This window comes from Neolewinella xylanilytica (assembly GCF_002934605.1).
Classification (GTDB): domain Bacteria; phylum Bacteroidota; class Bacteroidia; order Chitinophagales; family Saprospiraceae; genus Neolewinella; species Neolewinella xylanilytica.
Genome location: NZ_PTJC01000005.1, coordinates 2,023,412 through 2,047,130 on the forward strand (window position 1 = coordinate 2,023,412; position 23,719 = coordinate 2,047,130).

General features: G+C 60.2%; 11 protein-coding genes. 9 read left to right on the forward strand and 2 right to left on the reverse strand.

From position 1 onward, the window contains the following. Positions 1-37 precede the first annotated feature (37 nt). The 3 genes from lon (at position 38) to CLV84_RS07880 (ending at position 5,165) form a co-directional block, all read left to right on the forward strand. Entirely contained in the window at positions 38-2,431 is a 2,394-nt protein-coding gene (lon, locus tag CLV84_RS07870) for an endopeptidase La (RefSeq protein WP_104419538.1), read from the forward strand. Between the two features lie 118 nt (positions 2,432-2,549). Continuing rightward, complete coding sequence (locus tag CLV84_RS07875) at positions 2,550-3,197, forward strand: carboxypeptidase-like regulatory domain-containing protein (protein WP_104419168.1); 648 nt, start codon at positions 2,550-2,552, stop codon at positions 3,195-3,197. 132 nt (positions 3,198-3,329) lie between these two features. Beyond that, entirely contained in the window at positions 3,330-5,165 is a 1,836-nt protein-coding gene (locus CLV84_RS07880; RefSeq protein ID WP_104419169.1) for an ABC transporter ATP-binding protein, read from the forward strand. A 709-nt stretch (positions 5,166-5,874) separates the two neighbouring features. Here CLV84_RS07880 and CLV84_RS07885 read toward each other — a convergent pair. Next, positions 5,875-7,776 carry a glycoside hydrolase family 15 protein gene (locus CLV84_RS07885; RefSeq protein WP_245911412.1) on the reverse strand — a complete coding sequence of 634 codons (1,902 nt, stop codon included), beginning with the start codon at positions 7,774-7,776 and terminating at the stop codon, positions 5,875-5,877. Between the two features lie 163 nt (positions 7,777-7,939). Between CLV84_RS07885 and CLV84_RS07890 the strand changes: the two genes are divergently transcribed. Next, positions 7,940-11,065 (forward strand): PD40 domain-containing protein, encoded by a 3,126-nt coding sequence (locus tag CLV84_RS07890; protein ID WP_104419170.1) that lies wholly within the window; start codon positions 7,940-7,942, stop codon positions 11,063-11,065. Positions 11,066-11,234: 169 nt separating this feature from the next. Here the strand turns inward: CLV84_RS07890 and CLV84_RS07895 are convergent, their stop codons facing one another. Continuing rightward, positions 11,235-15,146, reverse strand: a complete 3,912-nt coding sequence (locus CLV84_RS07895) for a hybrid sensor histidine kinase/response regulator transcription factor (protein ID WP_170067614.1) — start codon at positions 15,144-15,146, stop codon at positions 11,235-11,237. A gap of 436 nt (positions 15,147-15,582) precedes the next feature. Here CLV84_RS07895 and CLV84_RS07900 point away from each other — a divergent pair, with 436 nt between their 5' ends. From CLV84_RS07900 to CLV84_RS07920, 5 genes are read left to right on the forward strand one after another with little or no spacing between them, the layout of a single operon-like run. Then, the gene (locus CLV84_RS07900) at positions 15,583-18,639 is read left to right on the forward strand and encodes a SusC/RagA family TonB-linked outer membrane protein (protein ID WP_104419172.1); all 3,057 of its coding nucleotides are present in this window, start codon (positions 15,583-15,585) and stop codon (positions 18,637-18,639) included. Positions 18,640-18,694: 55 nt separating this feature from the next. Continuing rightward, positions 18,695-20,215, forward strand: a complete 1,521-nt coding sequence (locus CLV84_RS07905) for a RagB/SusD family nutrient uptake outer membrane protein (RefSeq protein ID WP_104419173.1) — start codon at positions 18,695-18,697, stop codon at positions 20,213-20,215. 32 nt (positions 20,216-20,247) lie between these two features. Next, positions 20,248-21,330 carry a glycoside hydrolase family 43 protein gene (locus CLV84_RS07910; RefSeq protein WP_170067615.1) on the forward strand — a complete coding sequence of 361 codons (1,083 nt, stop codon included), beginning with the start codon at positions 20,248-20,250 and terminating at the stop codon, positions 21,328-21,330. Between the two features lie 41 nt (positions 21,331-21,371). Next, positions 21,372-22,514 (forward strand): glycoside hydrolase family 43 protein, encoded by a 1,143-nt coding sequence (locus tag CLV84_RS07915; RefSeq protein WP_211295202.1) that lies wholly within the window; start codon positions 21,372-21,374, stop codon positions 22,512-22,514. Positions 22,515-22,536: 22 nt separating this feature from the next. Beyond that, the gene (locus CLV84_RS07920) at positions 22,537-23,601 is read left to right on the forward strand and encodes a cellulase family glycosylhydrolase (protein WP_104419175.1); all 1,065 of its coding nucleotides are present in this window, start codon (positions 22,537-22,539) and stop codon (positions 23,599-23,601) included. The last annotated feature ends 118 nt before the right edge of the window (positions 23,602-23,719 follow it).

Here is a 23,719-nt window from a genome sequence, read left to right on the forward strand (position 1 = left end):
ACCCCAGCCCGTGACCCGACCGAAGATTAAAATTAAAATGGATAACCGCGCATTCGACGACGACCAGGAAATGCTTCCCTTCATCGGTCTGGAAGACGGTGACGAAGAGCGGGTCGACGGCAACACTCCCAGTCCGATCCCCATTCTGGCCCTCAAGAACGCCGTGCTGTTCCCGACGATCGTCACGCCCATTAACATCGGCCGCGATCGCTCCATTAACGCCGTCAACCACGCTCAGCAGGGCAACCGGCTCGTAGCGGTCTTCTCCCAGCGCGACCAGGACATCGAGGAGCCCGAGGTGAAGGACCTCTACGAGGTAGGAACCCTGGCGCGTATTCTGAAAATGCTGCGGATGCCGGATGGCAGCCTCACCGCCGTCCTGCGGGGCGGACAGCGGGTGCGTCGTACTTCGGTGACCCAGGAGACCCCCTTTATGGCCGGCGATATCGTGCCCCTGGAGTACGAAAAAACCGGGGAGGAAATGACCTTCCAAGCGACCATGGACAGCATCCGCGACAAGGCGGTGCGGGCGGTGGAGCTCAGTCCCAACATCCCGACCGAGGCCCGGGTCATGCTGGATAACATCAAGCGGCCCAGCCAGCTGCTGAATTTTATTGCCAGCAACTTGAACGGCGAGATCGAGGTCAAGCAGCGGCTGTTGGAAACCAACGACCTTGCTACCAAGGCGGAAGGTGTGCTGAACGAACTCCGTCGGGAACTACACATTTTGGAACTGCGCGACCAGATCGAAAACAAGACCCGCGGCGACATCGAGCAGCAACAACGGCAGTATTTCCTCAACCAGCAGATCAAGGCGATCCAGGACGAGCTCGGTGAGAATCCCAACGAGCAGCAGATCGAGGAAATGGAAGCCCGGGCGGAGAAGAAAAAGTGGCCTGAAGAGGTAGCCAAAACCTTTGATCGGGAGATTGTCCGGCTCAAGCGCATGAATCCGCAGGTCGCCGAATTCAGCGTCCAGTTGTCCTATCTGGAGATGCTCCTCGATCTTCCCTGGCAGGACTACACCGAGGATAATTTCGACCTGAAATCGGTTGCCAAGACCCTCGACGACGATCACTACGGGCTGGAGAAGGTGAAGGATCGCATTCTGGGCCACTTGGCGGTGCTGAAGCTGAAGGGCGACATGAAGGCACCGATCATCTTGCTGCTGGGCCCTCCCGGGGTGGGGAAGACCAGCCTGGGTAAGAGCATCGCGCAAGCGCTCGGCCGCAAGTTTGCCCGCATCAGCCTCGGCGGCCTCCACGACGAGAGTGAGATCCGCGGGCACCGCAAAACCTACATCGGTGCCATGCCCGGGCGCATCGTTCAATCCCTGCGCAAGGTGGGCAGCGCCAATCCGGTATTTATCCTGGACGAGATCGATAAGATCGGGCAGAGCCACCGAGGCGACCCCTCCTCCGCCCTGCTCGAAGTGCTGGACCCGGAACAGAATACCACCTTCCACGACAACTATCTGGACCTGGACGTGGACCTGAGCAAGGTACTGTTCATCGCCACGGCGAACAGCCTTCAGAACGTACAGCCGGCCCTACGCGACCGGATGGAGATCATCCGGCTCAGCGGCTACAGCACCGAGGAAAAGCTGGAGATCGGTCGTCGCCACCTGCTGCCCAAGCAACGCAGCGCCCACGGGTTGAAGGCTAAGCAAGTCAAAGTGCCGACCGCCACTTTGCGGGAAGTGATCGAGGGCTATACGCGGGAAAGCGGCGTGCGCTCCCTGGATCGCCAGATTGCCGGCCTGATGCGGCACGCCGCCAAGCAGGTCGCCATGGAGGATGCCGAGCAGGTGACCATCGGTAAGGACGATTTGGAAACGGTGTCCGGCCCCCGCATTTTCGAAAGGGAGCCCTACCGGGTGGGCCGCCAGCCGGGCATCGCGATCGGCATGGCCTGGACGCAGGTGGGCGGGGAGATCCTCTTCGTGGAAGCCAGTCTGAGCCCCGGAAAGGGGAACCTGTTACAAACCGGCAACCTGGGCAGCGTCATGAAGGAGAGTGCCACCACCGCCCGGTCTTACCTGCGGGCCAAGGCCGAGGAGATCGGTATCGACCAGGAGGCATTTAAATCCCAGGATATCCACGTGCACGTCCCCGAGGGAGCAACCCCGAAGGACGGACCAAGTGCCGGCATAACCATGCTTACGGCGATGGCGAGCGCCTATACGGGACGGCCCGTCCGGCCCTACCTTGCCATGTCGGGAGAGATTACCCTCCGGGGCCGCGTGCTGCCGGTAGGCGGAATCAAGGAAAAGCTACTTGCCGCGCGCCGGGCCGGCATGAAGGAGATCATCCTGAGCCAGTCTAACGAACGGCACGTACGCGAAGTGGAAGCCCGTTATCTGAAGGGGGTAGCGATCCACTACGTAGAAAACATGCTAGACGTGCTGAAACTGGCGCTGGAGGAGGCGTAAGGAACGGGATGTGTCCGCCCGACAACCCACCGCCCTAAATAATCGTTAACGAAGAGCGGGGCGGCCAACCGCCAGAGCCGCCGCGGCGTCTTTTAACCGATTACGTTCCCCGTCGACTATGAAATACCTGTTCCTGTTTTTGCTCTGTTTTGGCTTTGGCACTGTGGCCCGTGCCCAGCTCGTCGACCAGTACGGTGATCCACTAGTGCAATTTTCCGGTATGGTCCTCGACGGAACGACCAGTCAGCTGCAACCGGTTCCCTACGCTACCGTTCTCATCAAAAACGACGGTCGTGGCACCTACGCCAACCTGGAGGGCTTTTTCAGCATCGTGGCGCACAAGGGAGATACGATCCTCTTCAGCGCCCTGGGCTACGACGACGTGGAATTCGTAATCGACCCGGAGCTGGAGGATGATAAGTACAGCTTAGTGCAGTTAATGACCTACAACGCCATCGACCTGCCCGAAGCGGTGGTATTTCCCTGGCCGAGCCGCGACCATTTCAAGCTGGAGTTCCTGGCCATGGACGTTACCCCGGAACTGCAGTCCCGGGCCACCGAAAACCTGAGTGCCGATAAGCTGGAGCGACTCCAGGAAACCGTACCCCGCAGCGGTGCCGAGAACAGCAGCTACTACCTCCGGCAACAGGCCCGGCAGACCTACTACATCGGTCAGCGGCCCCCGATGAACATCTTTAGTCCCATAGCCTGGAAGCAATTCTTCGACGGGTGGAAGCGGGGTGATTTTAAGCGGCAGGACGACTAAGGAGAGTACGGAGCTCATGGCGGGAAGTATTGCTACGGCCTGACACATCCGATGTGTCAGGCCGTAGAATGTCTGTCATAATGGCAGTATCCTCCGAAGCAACTACCGCTCCCGACCAACTGTTACTGCCGCATGCCTTCTTCCCGATCCCGCGGCCAACAGGACGACGCGGAAACCTCCTGGCGCGATCAGCTTTCCGCCCTCCGCAACCTGCCGCCCTTTTTTCGCCTGATCTACCGGACGAGTCCGTCCCTCACGGTCACCAACGTGCTGCTGCGTTTGGTACAATCTGCCCTGCCGGCCGCCAAACTATACGTTGGTAAGCTGATCATCGATGAGGTGATCCGGATCCTGGATGCCGGTGGCGATACGACCTACCTCTGGGAGCTGGTGGCGCTGGAGTTGGCGCTGTTCCTGGCGTCCGATTTATTGAATCGGGGCATCAACCTGGTGGATAGCTTACTTGCCGATCTCTACACGAACCAAACCAGCGTCGATCTGATGCGCCACGCGGCTACGCTGGACCTCTACCACTTCGAGGATGCTGAATTCTACGACAAGATGGAGCGGGCGCGGCGGCAGACTACCAGCCGGTCTACGCTGATTTCCCAACTGCTGGCCCAGTTTCAGAGCACCGTTACCCTGGTGGTCCTGGGCGTCAGCGTAGCCGCCTTCAATCCGTGGCTGATCGTGTTGCTGGTCGTGGCGGTGATCCCGAGCTTTATCCAGGAGAATTACTTTAACCAACAGGTCTATAGCCTGACCCGCAGCTGGACGCCCGAGCGGCGGGAACTCGACTACCTGCGGTACCTCGGTGCCAGCGACGTGACCGCGAAGGAAGTGAAGATATTCGGGTTGGCCGACTTCATCACCACCCGCTTCCACAAACTGTCAATGCAGTACTACCACGTAAACCGCAAACTGAGCATCAAGCGTGCCAGCTGGGGCGCCTTCTTCAGCGCCGTGAGTGCATTGACCTACTACGGCGCCTACGTGCTGATCATCTTCCAGACTATCAATGGGGTGATCACCGTGGGCTCGCTCACCTTCCTCTCGGGAGCCTTCCGACAGATGCAGCAGGGGCTACAAACGGTGCTCTCCCGCTTTTCCACCATCGGCGAGAACGCCCTCTATCTCCAGGACCTCTTCGACTTCTTCGCTATCCGGCCCAATATCGCGGACCGTCCCGGTTCCATACCCTTTCCCACCCAACTGCGGATCGGCTGGGAATTCCAGGACGTCAGCTTCAAGTACCCGAACAGCGACACCTACGCCATCCGCAACCTGACCTTCAAACTGCCCGCCGGCCAGAAACTGGCGCTGGTAGGGGAGAATGGCGCCGGTAAAACCACCTTGGTCAAACTACTGGCCCGGCTGTATGAACCCACCGAAGGCCGGATCCTGCTGGATGGCCGCGACCTCCGGGAATACGAGCTCAGTACCCTCCGCGACAACGTCGGGGTCATCTTCCAGGACTTCTTCCGCTACCAGCTCACCGCCCGGGAAAACATCGTGGTCGGCCGCGTAGAGGAAGGGGAGAACACCGAGCGCATCCAGGACAGTGCCCGGAAGTCCCTGGCCGAAGCGGTTATCAACGACCTTGCCGGCGGGTACGACCAGCTGCTCGGGCGTCGGTTCGCAGGAGCCGTGGACCTCAGCGGCGGACAGTGGCAAAAGATCGCCCTCGCCCGGGCCTACATGCGGGATGCCCAGTTGCTCATCCTGGACGAGCCCACCAGTGCCCTCGACGCCCGGGCGGAGTACGAGGTCTTCCAACGCTTCACCGCCCTGATCGAAGGGAAGACGGCCGTGCTGATCAGCCACCGCTTTTCTACCGTTCGGATGGCCGATCATATTCTATTCCTGGAGTACGGGGGCTTGCTGGAGGAGGGGAGCCATGAAGAGCTGCTGGCGCTGGGCGGGCGGTATGCGGAGCTTTTCGAACTGCAGGCTGCTGGGTATAGGTAGGTAGACGGCTGGATCGCTTCGCTCCCTGCCTTGGTAGACGGAGCTTCGCTCCTGGTAGACGGCTGGATCGCTTCGCTCCCTGCCTTGGTAGACGGGCTTCGCCCTTGGTAGACGGCCGGGTCGCTTCGCTTCCGGCCTTGGTAGACGGAGCTTCGCTCCTGGTAGACGGCTGGATCGCTTCGCTCCCTGCCTTGGTAGACGGAGCTTCGCTCCTGGTAGACAGGCCAACCCGCTTTCATAATCGCCGGCTGGTAAGACGAAAGGGTTGGCATTCAACAGCACCCCGGCGAGTATCAGCAACGAATAGCAAGAGATAACCACATCATCCCCCGAAAGCCACTAAAAGACTACCCGACTAAAAGACTCCCAAATCGGTAGCCAGCAACGAATAGCAAGGGAAAACCCCGCCATTCCCGGAAAGCCACTAAAAGACTACCCGACTAAAAGACTCCCACTTCGGTAGTCAGCAACGAATAGCAAGGAAAAACCCCGCCATTCCCGAAAAGCCACTAAAAGACTACCCGACTAACAGACTCCCACTTCGGTAGTCAGCAACGAATAGCAAGGAAAAACCCCGCCATTCCCGGAAAGCCACTAAAAGACTACCCGACTAAAAGACTCCCAAATCGGTAGGTAGCAACGAATAGGAAGGAAAAGCCCCGTCATTCCCGGAAAGCCACTAAAAGACTACCCGACTAACAGACTAAACCTACCTACGCTTTTTATTAATCTGGAAAGCAGCCGAGATCAAACTAAGGTGCGAAAACGCCTGAGGAAAATTCCCCAGTTGTTCGCCGTGCAGGCCGATCTCTTCGCTCATGAGGCCGAGGTGATTGGCGTAACCGAGCATCTTTTCGAAGACGACCGTGGCTTTGTCCAGTTCGCCGATGCGGGCCAGGCACTCTACGTACCAGAAAGAGCAAATGGCGAAGGCCCCCTCGTCGCCTTCCAGTCCGTCGGTGGCGCCGTGTTCGAGTTTGTAGCGGAAGATGAGCACGTCGGCGGAGAGCTTCTCCTCGATGGCTTTGAATGTCTTTAGCCACCGCGGCTCCTGGCTGCTCACGAAGCGAAGTAGCGGCATAAGCAGGGCGCTGGCATCCAGGGTGGAGCTGCCCTTGAACTGGACGTAGGCCTGCATTTCCTCGTTCCAGAAGTTGTTGAAGATATCTTCGTAGATGGTATCGCGCACCTTGCGCCATTCACCCATGGGGCAGGGTAGACTGCGGTCTTCGGCGATCTTCATCGCGCGGTCGATCGCTACCCAGCAGCAGACGGCCGAGTGCAGGAAACGTTCCTTGCCGCTGCGAACCTCCCAGATGCCGTGATCCTCCTCCTGCCAGTGGGCCACCACGTAATCGACCAGCTTACGGATAGACTGCCAGAAGCGGTGCGTTATGCTTCCTCCGGCCTTGTTGTAGAGGTAGATCGTATCGATCAGCTCCCCGTAGATGTCCATCTGCTTCTGGTCGTGGGCGCCGTTACCGATGCGCACGGGCTTGCTGCCGCGGTACCCCTCCAGGTGGTCGAGTTCCATTTCGTGGAGTTCCGTTTCCCCGTCGACGGCGTACATCAGCTGCAGGTGATCCATGCATTTATCGCGGATCCAGTCCATGAACTGCTCCGCTTCCTTCGTATACCCCAGTCGTAAAAACGCATACATGGTAAACGCCGCGTCGCGCACCCAGGTGAAGCGGTAATCCCAGTTCCGAGAACCGCCCATTGTTTCCGGTAATCCGAAGGTCGCCGCGGCAATCGTACTTCCGTAGCGGGCGGAGGTAAGGAGCTTTAGGGCAAGGGCCGACCGCAGCACGGCCTCCTTCCAGAAACCGTCATACTTGCATTTTGCCGACCAGTCATTCCAGTAGCGCCGGCATTCGGTGAAGCATTCCATCCAGTCCAGGTCGAAATCCTTGCCTTCGTTCAGGGTGAGGATGAAATCCAGGTTGTCATCCCGGTTGAGGTCGATAGTAGCCGTCAGTGCGCTGTCGTGAATCTCCATCTCCACGTCGCAGATGAGGTGCATACTAGGCTGTTCCCCATTGGGATCGTGGATGAGGTAGCCCCGGCCGTCCGGGTTCTTCTCGATTAGGCATTCCGACTTACCGTAGCTGTAGCGGGGGGCGATCTTGACGCGCACAGTGTGCTGGCCGTAAACGCCCTTCAGCCGGCGGAAAATGGCGAAGTCGCGCTCCTCACTCACAATCGGCATGAAGTCAGTGAGTTCGGCGATACCGTTCTCACTCAGGAAGCGGGTGATCAGGATGTTGGTGCCCGGTAGGTAGAGCTGCTTATGCTGAGTATCCTCCGCCACGCATTCAAAGGCAAAAAAACCGCCGACGTCCGCGTCCAATATGCGAGCGAAAACCGTCGGTGAATCGAAGCGCGGGAGGCATAGAAAGTCGATACTTCCGTTCACGCTTACTAAGGCCGTAGTGTGAAGATTTCCGATGATGCCGTGTTCGGCAATGGGAAGATAGCGGTCGGGGTATGCGAAATTATGCTCACTCATTGGGGGTACCAACCAAGGAATGAGCTGCTGGTTTACCCGCGCTTCCAGTAAGATGCGCACGAAGCCGTTTACGGCGGTTTGGGCGCCGGAGCGCGAGAGCAAAAGTTGTTCGGTAAATCCAGCGACATCGCACCCGCGCCCCGGCGCCCCGTCCCCCCGAAAATAACGTTTTCTTAAGTCTGGACGACAAGCACGGCTTAGGGGTGGTACCGTCTTACGGGTGTTATTTCCGTGAAGGATCTTCCCAATAGACTAAGTGCATAAGATGAAACCGATATACAGAATTTTACTCCTCGCGCTCCTCGCGGTGCCATTCTCCTCCTTCGGACAGGGCTTCAACTCTTTCGGACAGAACAAGCCCAACTACGAGAATTTCGACTACGACGTCTACCAGTCGCCCCACTTCGAGATGTACACCTACATCGACAACGAAGAGTGGCTGAAAAACTTTCTCAACGACAGTGAGGAGTGGTACCGCGTCCACCAACTGGTGCTGAACGATACCATCGACTTCAAGAACCCGATGATCATCTACGCGAACCACGCGGATTTTCAGCAAACCAACGCCATCAGCGGCCAGATCGGCTCCGGTACCGGCGGGGTGACCGAGGCCTTTAAAAACCGCGTCGTCTTACCGGTCGCGCATACCAACGCCCAGACCCACCACGTGCTCGGCCACGAGCTCGTGCACGCCTTCCAGTACGATATGGTGATTCGGGGCGACAGCACCAACCTGCGCAACCTCAGTAACCTCCCGCTCTGGATGGTTGAAGGACTGGCGGAGTACCTCAGCATCGGCTCCGTAGACCCCTTCACCGCCATGTGGATGCGCGACGCCGTGCTGAACGACGACGTACCCAGCCTGAAGGACTTAAGCAGCGGCCGGTACTTTCCCTACCGTTACGGTCAGGCTTTCTGGTCGTTCGTCACCGGGTTGAAGGGCGACGACATCATCAATCCGTACTTCCGCGCCACCGCTAAGTGGGGGTTGGAACCCGCCACTAAGATGGTGCTGGGGTACGATTTCGAGGACTTCAGCAAGCTCTGGGAGGACGCCCTGCGCAAGACCTACGGCGACCAGATCGGTGAGGCCAAGGAGGACCGCTTCGTCGGCGATCTGCTGGTCGGTGGCGAAAAGAATGGCGGCCGGATCAACATCGCCCCGGAGATCAGCCCCAATGGCAAGTACATGATCTACCTCTCCGAGCAGGATCTCTTCAGTATTGACATGTTCCTGGCCGATGCCAAGACCGGCGAGCAGATCCGCAAGATCCGTACCCGGACCGTCGGTACCCACATCGACGAGATCAGCTATATCGAAACCAGCGGTACCTGGAGCCCGGATAGCAAGCAATTCGCCTACACCGCCGTGAGCAAGGGGCAGAACGTCCTCATCATCGCCGACGTCGAATCCGGTAAGTCGGAACGCGAGATCCGGCCCAAGGACCTGCCGGCCTTCACCTTCCCCAGCTGGTCGCCCGACGGCCGTTCCATCGTCGTGGCCGGTCTGAAGCAGGGGCAGACGGACCTCTATTCCATCGACGTCCGCAGCGGCCGGGTCACGCAGCTGACCAACGACATTTACAGCGAGATCCATCCTTCCTGGTCCGCCGACGGAACAACGATCTATTACAGCACCGACGCCCGGGGCATGCAGCTAAAAGAGCGTCCCCACGGTGCCCTGCGCTTTAACCTGGCCGCCCTAAACGTAGCGAGCCGCGAAAGCCGGGAGATCGACGTGTTCCCCGGAGCCGACAACCTGAACCCCATCGAGGGGCAGGATGGCAAGCTGTACTTCCTCAGCAACCGGGACGGATTCCGGAATATCTACCGCTTCGACCCCGCCACCGGGGTCGCCGAACGCATGACCGACCTCATCACCGGCGTATCCGGCATCACGCACTACGCCCCGGCGATGTCTATGGACCGCAGCAACAACCGCTTGGTCTACACTTATTTCAACCAGAAGGGCTACAAGCTCTTCGGTACGCAGGTGGAGGCCATGACCGCCGTGGAGGTTCCCGCCGATTCCGTCGACCTGAGCCCGGCCACGCTGCCGCGCCTCAACCCACGTGCAACCCTGCAGGTAGACGAGCTGCTGGCGAATATGGACAAGTACGACATGATCACCAGCGACGAGATCATTTCTCAACCCTACCGCCCCCAGTTCAAGCTCGACTACGCCAGTGGTGGCGCCGGTGCAGGCGTGGGAACGAACCAGGTGTTCGGTACGACTACGGGACTGGCCGGCGGCGTGCAGCTACTCTTCAGCGACATTCTCGGCAACAACCAGCTCATGACTTCCCTCAGTCTGAACGGGGAGATCACCGATTTCGGCGGCAGCGTGGCCTGGCTGAATAAAAAGACACGGGTTAACTACGGCTTTAGCCTAAGCCGCATCCCCTTCCGCAACTTTGCTACGATTCAGCCCTTCCTGGATACCTTGCAGTACGCCGACGACCAGCAGATCGAGCTGATCAACGCGCCGTACATCATCAGTCGGCTCTACCAAAACCAGGTGGGTGGATTCGCTTCCTACGCCTTCAATACCAACCTGCGGCTGGAGGGTAGCCTGAGCGGTGCGATCTACAACAACCGGGTAGACGAGTACGCCCGCTACTTCAACCCCAACACCGGCTATCCCATCCAGGTGAACGCCCAGCCCGAACGACGGGAAGACCTCGAGCAGGAAAGCTTCAACCTCTACAACGGTGGGGTGGCCCTGGTAGGGGACAACGCCAGCTTCGGTCTCACCGCTCCGATCAAGGGGCACCGCTTCCGCATCGGGGTGGATCAGTACGCGGGGCGCTACGACTTTACCGCGGTGAACACCGACTACCGCCAGTACCTCTGGTTCGGTAAGGGGGCGCTGGCTTTCCGCGCCCTCCACTTCGGTCGCTACGGCGAGGGCGGCCAGGATCTGTATCCGCTCTACGTGGGCAGTCCCTGGTACATGCGCGGTCTGAACGCGAATGATGCCATCAATACCCTGGAAAACAACGGCCGCAACATCAACGAGCTGCTCGGCAGCAAGGTGCTGGTCTCCAACCTGGAGTTGCGGATTCCCTTCACCGGGCCCAAGCAGATCGCCCTCATCAAGTCCGGGATCCTGTTCAGTGACCTGAACCTCTTCGTCGATGCGGGTATGGCCTTTACGGATTTCGCCCAGTTCAGCGGCCCGGAGTATACGCTGGACAAGAACGGAGAGATCCTGACCGGTCCCGACGGCGAACCTTACCTGGTGCGTCCCGGCGTCCAGCCCATCTTCACCGCCGGGGTCAGCACCCGGGTGAACGTCTTCGGCCAGATCGTGGTGGAGCCCTATCTGGCCCGCCCGCTGATTGACGGGGGGCGCTGGAGCTTCGGGGTGAACTTGCTGCCTGGCTGGTAGTCTTTAGTACGGTAGTCGTTGGCTTCGCCAACGGTGTAGTACGGTAGTGCGGTAGTCGGCCCTGGGCTGGTTACCGCACTGTTATTTATTGGCGATAGCTGGGCCGACGAGCCGGCATAGTACCCCGCTGCGGGAAAATTTTCCGGGTGGCTCGGCGGACCAGCAGGCGTCACGTCACCAAATCATCCGATTTGGCGTAGTCGCCCGGGGAGACGTTGAACTGTTTCTTGAAGTTTCTGCCGAAGCTGGTGGCCGAATTGTAGCCGACCATCAGGGCCACCTCGTACACCTTATACCGCTGCGTTTTGAGCAGTTGGGCTCCTTTCTTCAGGCGAACCAGGTTGATGAGGTCGTTCGGGTTGGTGCCGCTGATGTCCTTGATCTTGCGGTATAGCGTCGACCGGCTCATGTGCATCCGGTCGGCCAGGTCCTCTACGTTGAGATCCGGGTTCGCCAGGTTGTCCTGGATGACGGCATCCAGTTTGGCCGTGAAGTCTTCGTCTACCGGCGATTGGGCAATGCTCTGCAGGTGGGCGAGGGGGGTGCGCGAGAAATGCTCGACGATCCTGGCGCGGTTGTCCAACAGGTTCCAGATTCGGGCGCGCAGGTACCCGATGGCAAAGGGTTTGGTTACGTAGGCGTCCGCCCCGCTTTCCAGGCCGGTGATTTCCGCGGCGGGGCCGCTCTTGGAAGTGAGCAGGATGACGGGGACGTGGCTGAGCTTGACGTCCGCCTTGATGGTCCCGCACAGGGTGAAGCCGTCGATCCCCGGCATCTTTACGTCGCTAACGACTAATTGGACCACGTGGTGCTGTAACACGTCGAGGGCGGTTTCGCCGTCGGTAGCGCGCAGCATGGTAAAGGTGTCGGCGAGTTCTTTTGCCACGAAATCCAGCAGGTCGATATTGTCTTCCACGAGGAGGATAGTAGGCGATAGCGCCGGTCGCCGGGCATTTTCGACCCCGGTGCCCACCGGCGCTGCGTGTTGGGTTTCCACCGACGGGAGCGGAAGGTCGAAGCCGCCGGGGTGATGAAGGGGCAGGGTGACTACGAAAGTGGTTCGGGCGCGATCGCCGCTGTAAAGCTTCAGCGCTCCTCCGTGGAGTTCGGCCAACGATCGGGCCAGCGGCAGGCCGAGGCCGGTACCGGGGAGATCGTCGTGGCCCGGCATTCGGTAAAACGGCTGCATAACTTGTTCTTGCTCGCTCTCCGGGATACCCGGTCCGTCGTTACTTACCGTAATCCGGAGTTCGTCGTTGTTATGTTCCAGGCGAACGTCCACCAGCCTTTCTCCGTACTTGATGGCATTCGCTACCAGGTTCCCGGTGATCTTGCGGAAGGCCTCGGCATCCACGTAGGCCAATACGGGGCTATCGCCGAGATTGTCGGTAACGGTCATTCCGCTCTCCGGCGGGGGGGCGTGGCGCTCCAGGGTATCCCGCAGCAGCGCGGCCACGTCGGCACGCACGAAGGAAAGGGACACGTGCTCCATTTCCACTTTGCGAAAATCGAGCAGTTGCTTTACCAGGTCTACCAGGCGAACGGTGTTCCGGTGTACCAGGCTGAGGGTACCGTGCAGGCGACTACCGGCGTCCGTTTCCGATAGGGCCATTTCCACCGGATTCCGAATCAGCGTGAGGGGAGTGAGGATCTCGTGGGAGACATTGGTGAAGAATTCGATCTTGGCGCGGTACAGTTCCTTCTCCTTCTCGTGCTCGAAAAGCCGTTGACGCTGGTTGGCCCGGTCGCGGGAATACCGATGGTAGAGGTAGCCCACCAAAAGCAGCAGTACCGCTCCCGCCGTTACGTAGGCGGCATAGGCCCACCCGCTCCGCCACCAGGGCGGCGTAATGCTAAGCGTTAGAAAGTCTTGCGGGGGGCTCCAGTCACTATTGTGGCCCCGCACCCGGAGGCGAAGCGGATAGGATCCCGGATGCAAATTGGTGAAGTGGATCTCGTGGTGCTGGTCCAGGTCGACCCAGTTTTGCTCGGGGCCGCCGAGCTGGTATTGGTACTGGGTGAGGCCGGGAGAGCGGTAGTCCAGTGTGGAAAAGGACAGGCTGAAGGTAGCCAGATCGTACGGTAGCTCCACCGCTCCCTCCTCCACCGCGATTCGGTAGGCGGCATCGGAAGCTCCGACCGGGGCTCCGGAAATGCGCAGCTCGGTTAGCACCAGTTCGTCCGCGTGCTCCCGCTGGTCGAAGCGGGCGTCCCGCGGGTCGAACGACACATACCCCTTTACGGTGCCGAAGTATAGGTGGCCCGCTGCGTCGGTGAGGGCCGAGTTGTAGTTAAACTGGTTGCTGGGCAAGCCGTTTTCGGTACCGTACGTATCGATGCGGCCGGAAGTGGGGTGGTAGCAGACCAGCCCGTTGGCGGTACTCATCCAGAGCTTGCCGGTTTCATCTTCCTGGATGGCGTAGAAGACGTTGCCGGGAAAGCCATCGGCGGTACCAAAATGTTCCACCCCACCGCTACCGGGGGTAAGCTTGTTCAGCCCGTTTTCGGTGGTTACCCAGATATTTTGCTGGCTGTCTTCAAAGATGCCGTTGATCGCGTCGTTGCCCAATTGCCGACCGGGGGTACGTATGCCGTAAGCCGTGGTCTGCTTCTCGCGGGTATCGTAGTGGTACAGCCCGTCCCAGTAGGTCCCGGCCCAGAGATCCCCGTCGCTGTCCTCCAGCAGCGAAGTGTAGAAATAGTCCGGTGCAAAGCCTTCGAGTAGCTCGAATCGGTCCGTTTCCGCGTCGTACCGGTGCAGCCCCGAGGCGGTGATGGCCACGACGGTGCCGTCGCGGGTAGCATACAGCGAGAAAATGAAGTTGCTCCGCAACCCGCTGGCTTCGCCGGCCATCCAATGGCGCTTAATCGCCCCGGTGCCGGCGTCAATGACGAAAAGCCCGTTCTGGAAGGTGCCTACCCAGACGTCGCTGCCGCGAACCAGAATTCCGTGGATGTTCGTAATGGCCGGTCCCCCGTCCGTACCCTCCAGGGCGAAATGCGTGAACTGTCCGGTGGTTGGGTCAAAGCGGTTCAGGCCGGCGTCCTCGGTGCCTACCCAAATTTTTCCCTGCTCGTCCTGCCGCATCTCGCGTACCGCCGATCCACTGACCGAATTCTCGCCGGCAACCGGTAGGAATTTCCGGAAACCCGTCAGAGCTTCGCTGTAATAGTTGAGCCCCCGAAAGTAGGTGCCGATCCACACGTCGCGGTCGCGGTCTTCGAATAACGTGTACACGGCATCGTCCGACAGGCCGTAGGGGCGGCCGGCATGCTTTTCCAGATGCTGCCGGTTGCCGGTGCGTAAATCGTAGAGGAATACGCCGTCTTCCGTTCCGATCCATAGCACCTGCTCGCGAAGCAAAAAATCACGTACGTACAGGCGGTCCGTACTTTCGGTAAGGGGAAGCACCGTGCCTTGCGTCACGTCGATCACGAAAGCGCCGTGGCTGACGGTGCCCACCGCCAGGCGGTTTCCGGGGAGGGAATAGAGGGCGGAAAACCGCAACGGGTAGCGGGTGTCGACGGGTAAGGAGACGTCGAGCAGCCCGAAATCGTCCGTTGCGGAGCGGTACCGGAACAGGGCGCTTTCGGTGGCCAGGAATACTTCCCCCGCTTCGGAGGTCGCTACCCGGAGCGCGGATTGCCGGTTCGGCGTGGCGTAGTGCCGCAGTTCCCTTCCGGTTGCCGGGTCGATACGGCGCAATCCCCGGGCCGCTACCACCCACAATTCGCCGGAGGGAGTGGCGACCAGGTCCAGGATCGGCTCGTCGGCCGTAACCGCCACTAGCTTGAAGCTGACGGAGCGGCTGTTGCGAGTATATAGTCCGTTATCCGTGCCCACCCACAACCGCCCGTCGGCGAAGCCGAGGCACTCGATGAAGTTACTGCCGAGGGACCCGGAGACCGTAGAGTCCGACTGGTACCGCTTGAATTCGTAGCCATCGAAGCGGTTGAGTCCGTTCTTGGTGCCGAACCACATGAAGCCCCGGTCGTCCTGGGTGGCGCAGTGGATGGTGTTGTGAGACAGGCCGTCCGTAACCTCGTAGTGCTTGAAGTAGTACGGTTGCGCGTGGAGCATCGCCGGAGCCCAGGTAAGGACCGCCAGCACCAGCGCTGATAGAGCGCGGTAAAGGACGCGAAGACCGCGTCCGGGGGCTTGTTGATCGACGTTCCACATACCGATTGGAAGACTTCCGAACGTCCGGGCGCACGAAATTCAGGCTAAGATATTCAAAACGAACGGCAGCGGGGCGCCGGGGCGCGGGTGCCCAAGCCATCGACCGTCCTAAGCTAACAACAATCCGTTTCAGGAATACGACAATATGGTGCATTTCCTGCCAAGACAAGCCAAACGCGGGGCGCTGCAACATACCGTACGGAAAATGAACGGATTGGTTGATTCGGAACTAATGCGGATAAATACCTTGTCGACCAGAATAAATGTTCGACCTGATAGATTATCCAAAAAATTAATTGGATTTCTGGAGGGTGTACGTATCCATAAGTCGCTAGTCATGCAAAGATCTTTCTTTTACACCTACTGCCTCTGGGCTTGCCTCCTGGTATCGGGCAGTGTGCTTTCCGCCCAGGACCTATTATCGGTTTCCGGTACCGTTACGGATGAAGAAGGGCCGCTGATCGGCGCGACGGTCGCGGTAAAGGGAACCGGCCAGGGCACGGTGACCGGCGTCGACGGGGGCTTCACCCTAAACGAGGTAGCACCCGACGATTCCTTACAGGTCACCTACGTGGGGTACGCGTCGCAGACCATTGCGGTGGGCGGGCAGACCACCTTCACCATCAATCTCAGCGAAAATATCAGCAACCTCGGTGAGGTGGTCGTCATCGGCTACCAGGAAGTCAAACGCTCGGATCTCACCGGGGCGACCGCCGTCGTTCCCTCCGAGCAGATCAACAAGACGGTGACGAACTCGCTCGCCGAGTCGCTCCAGGGCCTGGCCTCGGGGGTCACGGTCCGTAGCGGGGGTGCCCCGGGAGCGGGCGCGACCATCGAGATCCGGGGCGCGGCGAGTTTCGTCAACACCAATCCGCTGTACGTCATCGACGGGATGATCGCGGATGCCAACGTTACCTTCAATAACAACGACATCGAGAGCGTCCAGATCCTCAAGGATGCCTCCGCGGCGGCTATCTACGGGTCGCGGGCCGCCAACGGGGTGATCATCATCACCACCAAATCCGGGCGTAAAGGACCCATTCGTCCCTCCCTCAGCGTAACCACCGGCATCCAGCAGATCCCGAACCGCTGGGACGTGATGGACGCGGCGGGCTACGCCGAATTGCAGCGGACCAGCTACCGGAACTCCGGACTGGAGGTGCCCGCTTCGGTGGGGGACGATTTCGACCCGACGATCGACACCGACTGGCAGGACGAGGTGATTCAGACCGGCAGTACGCTCGATGCCAACCTCTCCGCATCGGGGGGCTCCGACAACCTGAAGTACTTCGTCTCCGGCAGCCACTTCCGCAACGACGGGGTGATCATCGGCCGCAGCTTCAACCGGACGGCTTTCCGCGTAAACAGTACACTGAACCTGGGACGTATCACGGTCGGGGAGAATCTGGTCCTGACCAACAACAACATCCGGCAACCGCTGGGCGGCTTCGACACCGGCAATCCCTTCTTCGATATGGTGACCATGCTGCCCGTCATTCCGGTGCAGGCGGACGAATACATCTCGGACACGAACCCGGGGGGGTGGGGGATCGGTACGGTCGACGCCGTCAGCTACGCCAAGAACCAGGTGGGGGTAACCGACCTGCTGCGGGAGAAGATTAACTTCCTGAAACTCATCGGCAACGCCTACGTGCAGGTGGAGTTGGTGAAGGGACTCCGGTACAAGTTCAACGTGGGTCTGGAGAACAGCGACGACTTTTCTAAGGGGCTGCGTCGGTTTGGCGTCACTCAGTTCAACGCTGCGGTACGGCCGAGTTCGATCCAGGACAATCGCTCGCGGTTTTCCAGCTTACTAATGGAGCATACGCTGAATTTCGAACGGGCTTTCGGTTCCCACACCCTTAACGGCGTGGTGGGGATCTCCGATCAGCAGACCCAGCGCAACTATACCTTCGCCTCCCGCAGCGACCTCGTGGAAAGTGGCGGCGATCCCTTCGAGCAGATCAATTCGGCCACCGGAGAATCTCTCGCGGAGGGTGGGGTGACCTCCGACTACCGAACCATCGGTTTTCTGGGTCGCCTTAACTACAACTACGCCCAGAAGTACTACCTGACGCTGACTGGCCGGGTCGACCAGGACAGCCGTTTCAGCGCCGACAATCGCACCGGGATTTTCCCCTCCGTGGCCGGTAGCTGGCGGATCAGTAAGGAAGATTTCTTCCAGGTGCCGTGGATCGACGACCTGAAGTTCAACGCTTCCTACGGTACATTGGGGATCGTGACGCTCGGCTCCTGGGACTGGCGGGGCACGATCAACAACAACCCCCGGGCCATCCTGGGCACCATTCAGGTCGGCGCCACCCAGGCCGGTCTCGTGAATCCCGACTTGCGGTGGGAAAACCGAAAATCGCAGAATTACGGCATTGAAGCCGCGGTGCTGGACTACCGGCTTACGCTCTCCGCCAACTACTACCGTATCCTTTCCGAGGATGCCCTGGTCACCAACCTGCCCGTGGCTACTTACCTGGGAAATCTTGGCGGCAGCCCCCCGGTGAACGCCGGCTCCATCCAAAACACCGGCTTTGAGTTTGAAGCCAACTACCGGCAGCAAATGGACCGGGTGGAACTCAACGTCGGGTTCAACCTCACTACCATTAACAATACCGTCCAGGCCGTGGGTAACCGGGGTGAGGGCATCGACTACATCCAAACCGGACTGACCCGTTCCCGTGTTGGCGAACCCCTCGGCGAGTGGTACCTGCTGCAAACGGACGGCATCTTCCAGAGCCAGGCCGAGGTGAACGCCCACGCGGTGGAAGGCACCCTGATCCAGCCTTTCGCCCAACCCGGTGATATCCGCTACGTAGACGTGGACGGCGACGGGCAGATCACCGACCAGGACCGTTCCTTTACCGGTAAGTCCCCCTGGCCGAACCTGCAGTTGGGCAGCCAGCTTGGGCTCTCTTACGCCAACTTCGACGTTTCCGCCCAGATCATTGGAGTCTTCGGGAATACGCTGTATAACTCGGTCCGTAGCCAGCTCGATAGCTACCAAAATACCAACTTCCGGTCTGACGTCAGCCCCTGGACCCCGGATAACACCAATACCGACGACCCGCGGATCGGCGTGGCTACCAACGATCAGGGGCTGGTCGACAACGCCCGCGGGAATACCGATCGCTGGCTGGAAGACGGCTCCTACCTGCGGCTGCGCAACCTCCAAATCGGATACACCATTCCGCAAGCTGCCCTGGACCGCCTTAGTATCAGCGATCTGCGCGTATACGTCACGGGGCAAAACCTGCTGACCTTCACTAAGTACACCGGCCTGGACCCCGACGTGCAGGGCAACGGTATCCTAGAACGGGGCGTGGACAACGGCAACTGGCCGTCCAGCCGGATCGTCTCCCTGGGCCTGAACCTCAACTTCTAGGTCCCGTCATTCTCCTGCCCCGATCGCTATCGGGGTCGCCAAAAAATAAAACATCATGCAACGCATCTATTTATATCTCCTGTGTACCGTCCTGACGCTGACGGCCTGCCAGGATGAACTGGACATCATCAACCCCAACCAGATCACGAACGACAGCTTCTGGCAGGACGAAACCGACGCCGTACAGGGCATCAACGCCGCCTACAGCACGTTGCACCGGACGGGCTTCTCCCGCTGGCAACCCATGCTCTACGACCTGCGCTCCGACGTAGGTACGAGTTACAGTCCCTGGAGCGAGCTGGCTAACGCGATGAATAACTTCATTCAGCCGAATTCCAATTTCGGACCGATGATGGATGTGTACACCGACAACTACGTCGGGATCTCGCGGGCCAACCAGGTGATCGCCAACGTGCCGGACATCGATATGGACGAGGAGCTGAAGGCCCGCGTCCTGGGCGAGGCCCACTTCTTCCGCGGCATGCACTACTACCACCTGGCCAGCCTGTGGGGCAACGTGCCGCTGCAGCTGACCCCCTCCACGCCGAACGACCTGCCACCGACCTCCTCCGAGGAGGAAGTGTGGGCGCAGGTGATCGCCGACCTCGAGTACGCCGCCGACAACCTGCCGTTGCAGTACGGGGCCGACGACCGGGGGCGCATCACCCGCGGCGGGGCGCTGGCCCTGCTGGCCAAGGCATACATGCAGAACGACCGCTACCAGGATGCGGTAGATGCCCTGGACTTCTTCTTCACCGGCGACGGGGCCGGGCTGTACGACCTGACCGATAACTACGCGGACAACTTCAGCGCGCAGACGGAATGGAACGTGGAGTCGGTGCTCGAATGGGGCTACGCCGACAACCCCCTGGAATTTACCGACCAGGACACCCAGACGCCGAACCATAACTACGGCACCTCCATCGCCCAGTTTTACGCCCCCCCCGGCATCGGTTTCAGCGACGGGGAAGCCCTGCGTTGGCCGGTAGCGGAATTCGAGGAGGAATCGACCACGGCCGGAGACCGGGATCCTCGTCTCGCCGCGACCTACCTCTACGACCATACCGACCCGGCCGGTCCGGAGGCATCCATTGTATATGGAACCTCCTGGGCCGAGCGCTACGGCGACAGTGACCGGCTGTTTTTCCGTAAGTTCCTCAATGATGATTACAAGAATGAAGAAGGCTTCCGTTCTCCGAACAACTATCGCTTCATTCGCTTCGCGGACATCTTGCTGATGTACGCCGAGAGCCTGAACGCCATCGGGCAAACGGAGGAAGCCTATGCCTACGTGGACCGCGTGCGGGAGCGGGCGGGACTGGCACCTCTGTCGGAGGCCATGCCCGGACTGGACCAGGCCGCCTTCCTGGAGCAACTCAAGCACGAGCGCCTGACGGAGCTGACCGGCGAAGGCCACCGCTTCAACGATCTCAAGCGCTGGGGCGACCTGGGCCCGGAACTGGCTGACCGGGACCCCGGCTTCGCGAATTTTCAGACCGGCAAACACGAATTGCTCCCGATACCCCAACGCGACCTGGACATCAACCCGAACCTGGTCCAAAATCCCAAATGGTAGCCTCCCTGCGGTTACCCATACTATCTTCCGCTATGCTTTTTGTCTTCCGACGCTTCCCCTCCTTTGTCTGGATCCTGATTGCCTGCACCGGCTGTCTGGCCTGCGACCCCTCCGGCGGGGACGAACCGACCACCCCGGAACCGCAGCCCGAGCCCGACGCGAACTTTTTTAATCCGGTTTACCAGGTCGGCCCCGACCCCTGGGTCTTCCAGGAGGGCGATACCTACTACGTGACCTACACCACGGGGCGGAACATCACCCTGATCGAAACCGAGAAGATGTCCGGCCTGCGGACCGCCGACGCCCGCGCCCGCACGGTATGGTCGCCGCCGGCCTCCGGCATGAATTCCAGCCAGATCTGGGCACCGGAGATCCACCGGATCGACGGAACCTGGTACGTGTACTACGCGGCCAGTGACGGTAACAACGACAACCACCGCATGTGGGTACTGGCCAACGAGGACGCCGATCCGATGTCCGACAACTGGGAAGACCGCGGCGAACTGGAACTGCCCGACGACAAATGGGCGATCGACGGCAGCCCCGTAGCGATCGACGGACAGTGGTACTTCGCCTGGTCCGGCTGGGAGGGCGATACCAATGTGGCACAGGATATCTACATTACCCGAATGACCTCGCCCACCGAGGTGACGGGGGAGCGGGTCCGCGTCCTCCAGCCCGAGGCGGACTGGGAGCGCAACGGAACCGACCCCCGCGTGGTGGAGGGACCGCAATTTATTGCCCACGATAACTCGCTCTTTATGTTCTACTCGGCCGGGGGCTGCTGGACGGACGGCTACAGCCTGGGCGCCCTGCAGCTGGCGATCGGCGACGATCCGCTGGCGGCCGACAGCTGGACGCGGTTGGAGCAGAATCCGCTCTTCGTGAGCAACGCCGCCGCGCGGGCGTACGGGCCGGGGCACAACTCCTTCTTCACCTCTCCGGACGGCACCGAAAACTGGATCCTTTACCACGCCAACGCCCAGCCCGGACAGGGGTGCGGCGACGAGCGGAGCATGCGGATGCAGCTCTTTACCTGGTCGGCCGACGGGCTGCCGGTGCTGGGGGAGCCCGCGGCGCTGGGACAGGCGTTGCCCGTGCCGGCGGGGGAATAGCTCCCAGGTCATTTACTTAGCTGAATAAATTCGATACGTCTTTGCAACACATAAGCTTACTGACCTTCCTGGCCGCGGTGCTTCTCGGCGCGGCCTCCTGCGGCCGGACCACGCCCCCGGAGGACACTTCGGCGACCGCCCTGCCCGAATTCCAGAATCCGCTGGACGTGGAGTTCGGCGACCCCTTCATCCTGGATGACGGCGACGGGACCTACTATCTCTACGGCACCGGCGGCGGCGCGGAGGACGGATTCGCCGTGTATTCCTCGACCGACCTGGTCGACTGGAAGAACGAGGGGCAGGTGTACTTTGGCAACACCGAGGACAGCTGGAACGAAAGTGCCTTCTGGGCCCCGGAGTGCTACAAGAAGGACGGCAAATACTACCTCTTCTACAGCGCCAACTGGAAGCATAATCCCACCAACGAGGCCGAGAACTTCCACATCGGCGTAGCGGTAGCGGACGCGCCGACGGGGCCATTTACCGACCTGCAGAACCAGCCGCTCTTCGAGCCGGGCTACCCGATCATCGACGCGAACGTTTACCAGGACGACGACGGCAAATTCTACCTGTACTATTCCCGCGCCTGCTACAAACACCCGGTGGAAAGCGAGATCGCCGACTGGGCCCGGGAGCAAGGCATGTACGAGGAGATCGAGGAGAGCTGGGTGTACGGCGTGGAGTTGAGCCCGGACTTCCAATCCGTGATCGGCGAGCCGGTGCTGCTGCTGCGGCCGCCGGTGAGCATGGACGACGAGAACGCGGAGTGGGAGAGCCGTTCGGTGACGACGGGGGAGATCAACCGGCGGTGGACCGAAGGATCCTTTACCTTTAAGCACGACGGTACCTACTACATCATGTACTCCGCCAACCACTACGCCGGACCGAACTACGCGGTGGGGTACGCCACCGGCGACCATCCGTTAGGCCCCTTCACCAAGGCGGACAATAACCCGGTATTGGAAAAGAATGTCGACGAGGGCGGCGACGTGACCGGCACCGGCCACAATATGGTCCTTTTCCTGGAGGACGCAAACAAGATGTACGCCGTCTACCATGGCCGGACGCAGCCGACCGGCGACGAGCGGGTAGTCTTCATGGACGAGCTCGAGATCCTCTCCAACGGCCAACTTACGGTTAAGGGGCCGACGACCCGGGTCATCGCGCACCCCCTATCTAAATAACTGCTTTCTGAATTCCGTCATCATGCACAAACTCATTTGCCTCGCGCTATTTGCCACTCTGTCCCTGTCCGCTTTCGGGCAGGATTCCGTACTGGAAACCAACCGATGGTCGCGGGAGCGGGCCGCCGAGTGGTACGCCGAACAGGACTGGCTCACCGGCGCCAACTTCAATCCCAGCACGGCCATCAACCAGCTGGAAATGTGGCAGGAGGCCACCTTCGACCCGGAGACCATCGACCGGGAACTGGGCTACGCCGAGGGCATCGGTTTCAATACCATGCGCGTGTACCTGCACAGCCTGGCGTATAAAGCCGATCCGGAGGGGTTCAAAGAGCGGATGGATACCTACCTGGGCCTGGCGGACCAGCACGGGATCCGGACCATGTTCGTCATCTTCGACGACGTATGGGGCAAGACCCCGGAAATCGGGGAGCAACCCGACCCCGTACCGGGTACCCACAACTCGGGCTGGATGCAGGACCCCGGTGACCCGGCTTCGAAAAATCCGGAGAACTTTCCGGCCCTCGAGACCTACGTGAAGGACATCATCACCACTTTCAAAGACGACGAGCGGGTGCTCATGTGGGACCTGTACAACGAGCCGGGCAACAGCGGTAAACTGACTACCTCGATGCCGCTGCTCAAAGCCGTCTTTACCTGGGCGCGGGAGGTCAATCCGAGCCAGCCGCTCACCGTCGGTCTATGGGCCTGGGACTTCCAGGAGCTGAACACCTTTCAGGCTCAGCACTCCGACATCCTGACCTACCACCAGTACGAGGGGCCGCGGGAGCACCAGCTGACCATCAATATGCTCAAGACCCACGGTCGGCCGATGATCTGCACTGAATACATGGCCCGCACCCGTAACAGCCGCTTTTGGAACATCCTGCCGATGCTGAAGGAGGAGAATATTGGGGCCATCAACTGGGGACTCGTCGCCGGCAAATCCAATACGATCTACGCCTGGAACATGCCCATCGAGGACGGCAGCGAGCCGAACGAGTGGTTCCACGATGTCTTCCGGCCGGACGGGACGCCTTACCGGCAGGACGAGGCGGATTTGATTCGGCGGCTGAACGAGGAATAGCCGACACCAGCCGTCCGCCCAGCGTAGCTGGTCTGCCGGCGGGTCTTTATAAATAGTTCCCCGCATTCGGCAGACGAGCTCCGTTGCACTCCGCTCGGCGGACGAATGCCGGTGGTGT

What these genes read in the sequence shown, in the direction of transcription:
- lon (WP_104419538.1), top strand. Translation starts at nt 38, where the DNA reads ATGGATAACCGCGCATTCGACGACGACCAGGAAATGCTTCCCTTCATC.
- CLV84_RS07875 (WP_104419168.1), top strand. Translation starts at nt 2,550, where the DNA reads ATGAAATACCTGTTCCTGTTTTTGCTCTGTTTTGGCTTTGGCACTGTG.
- CLV84_RS07880 (WP_104419169.1), top strand. Translation starts at nt 3,330, where the DNA reads ATGCCTTCTTCCCGATCCCGCGGCCAACAGGACGACGCGGAAACCTCC.
- CLV84_RS07890 (WP_104419170.1), top strand. Translation starts at nt 7,940, where the DNA reads ATGAAACCGATATACAGAATTTTACTCCTCGCGCTCCTCGCGGTGCCA.
- CLV84_RS07895 (WP_170067614.1), bottom strand. Translation starts at nt 15,146, where the DNA reads ATGCTCCACGCGCAACCGTACTACTTCAAGCACTACGAGGTTACGGAC.
- CLV84_RS07900 (WP_104419172.1), top strand. Translation starts at nt 15,583, where the DNA reads ATGCAAAGATCTTTCTTTTACACCTACTGCCTCTGGGCTTGCCTCCTG.
- CLV84_RS07905 (WP_104419173.1), top strand. Translation starts at nt 18,695, where the DNA reads ATGCAACGCATCTATTTATATCTCCTGTGTACCGTCCTGACGCTGACG.
- CLV84_RS07910 (WP_170067615.1), top strand. Translation starts at nt 20,248, where the DNA reads ATGCTTTTTGTCTTCCGACGCTTCCCCTCCTTTGTCTGGATCCTGATT.
- CLV84_RS07920 (WP_104419175.1), top strand. Translation starts at nt 22,537, where the DNA reads ATGCACAAACTCATTTGCCTCGCGCTATTTGCCACTCTGTCCCTGTCC.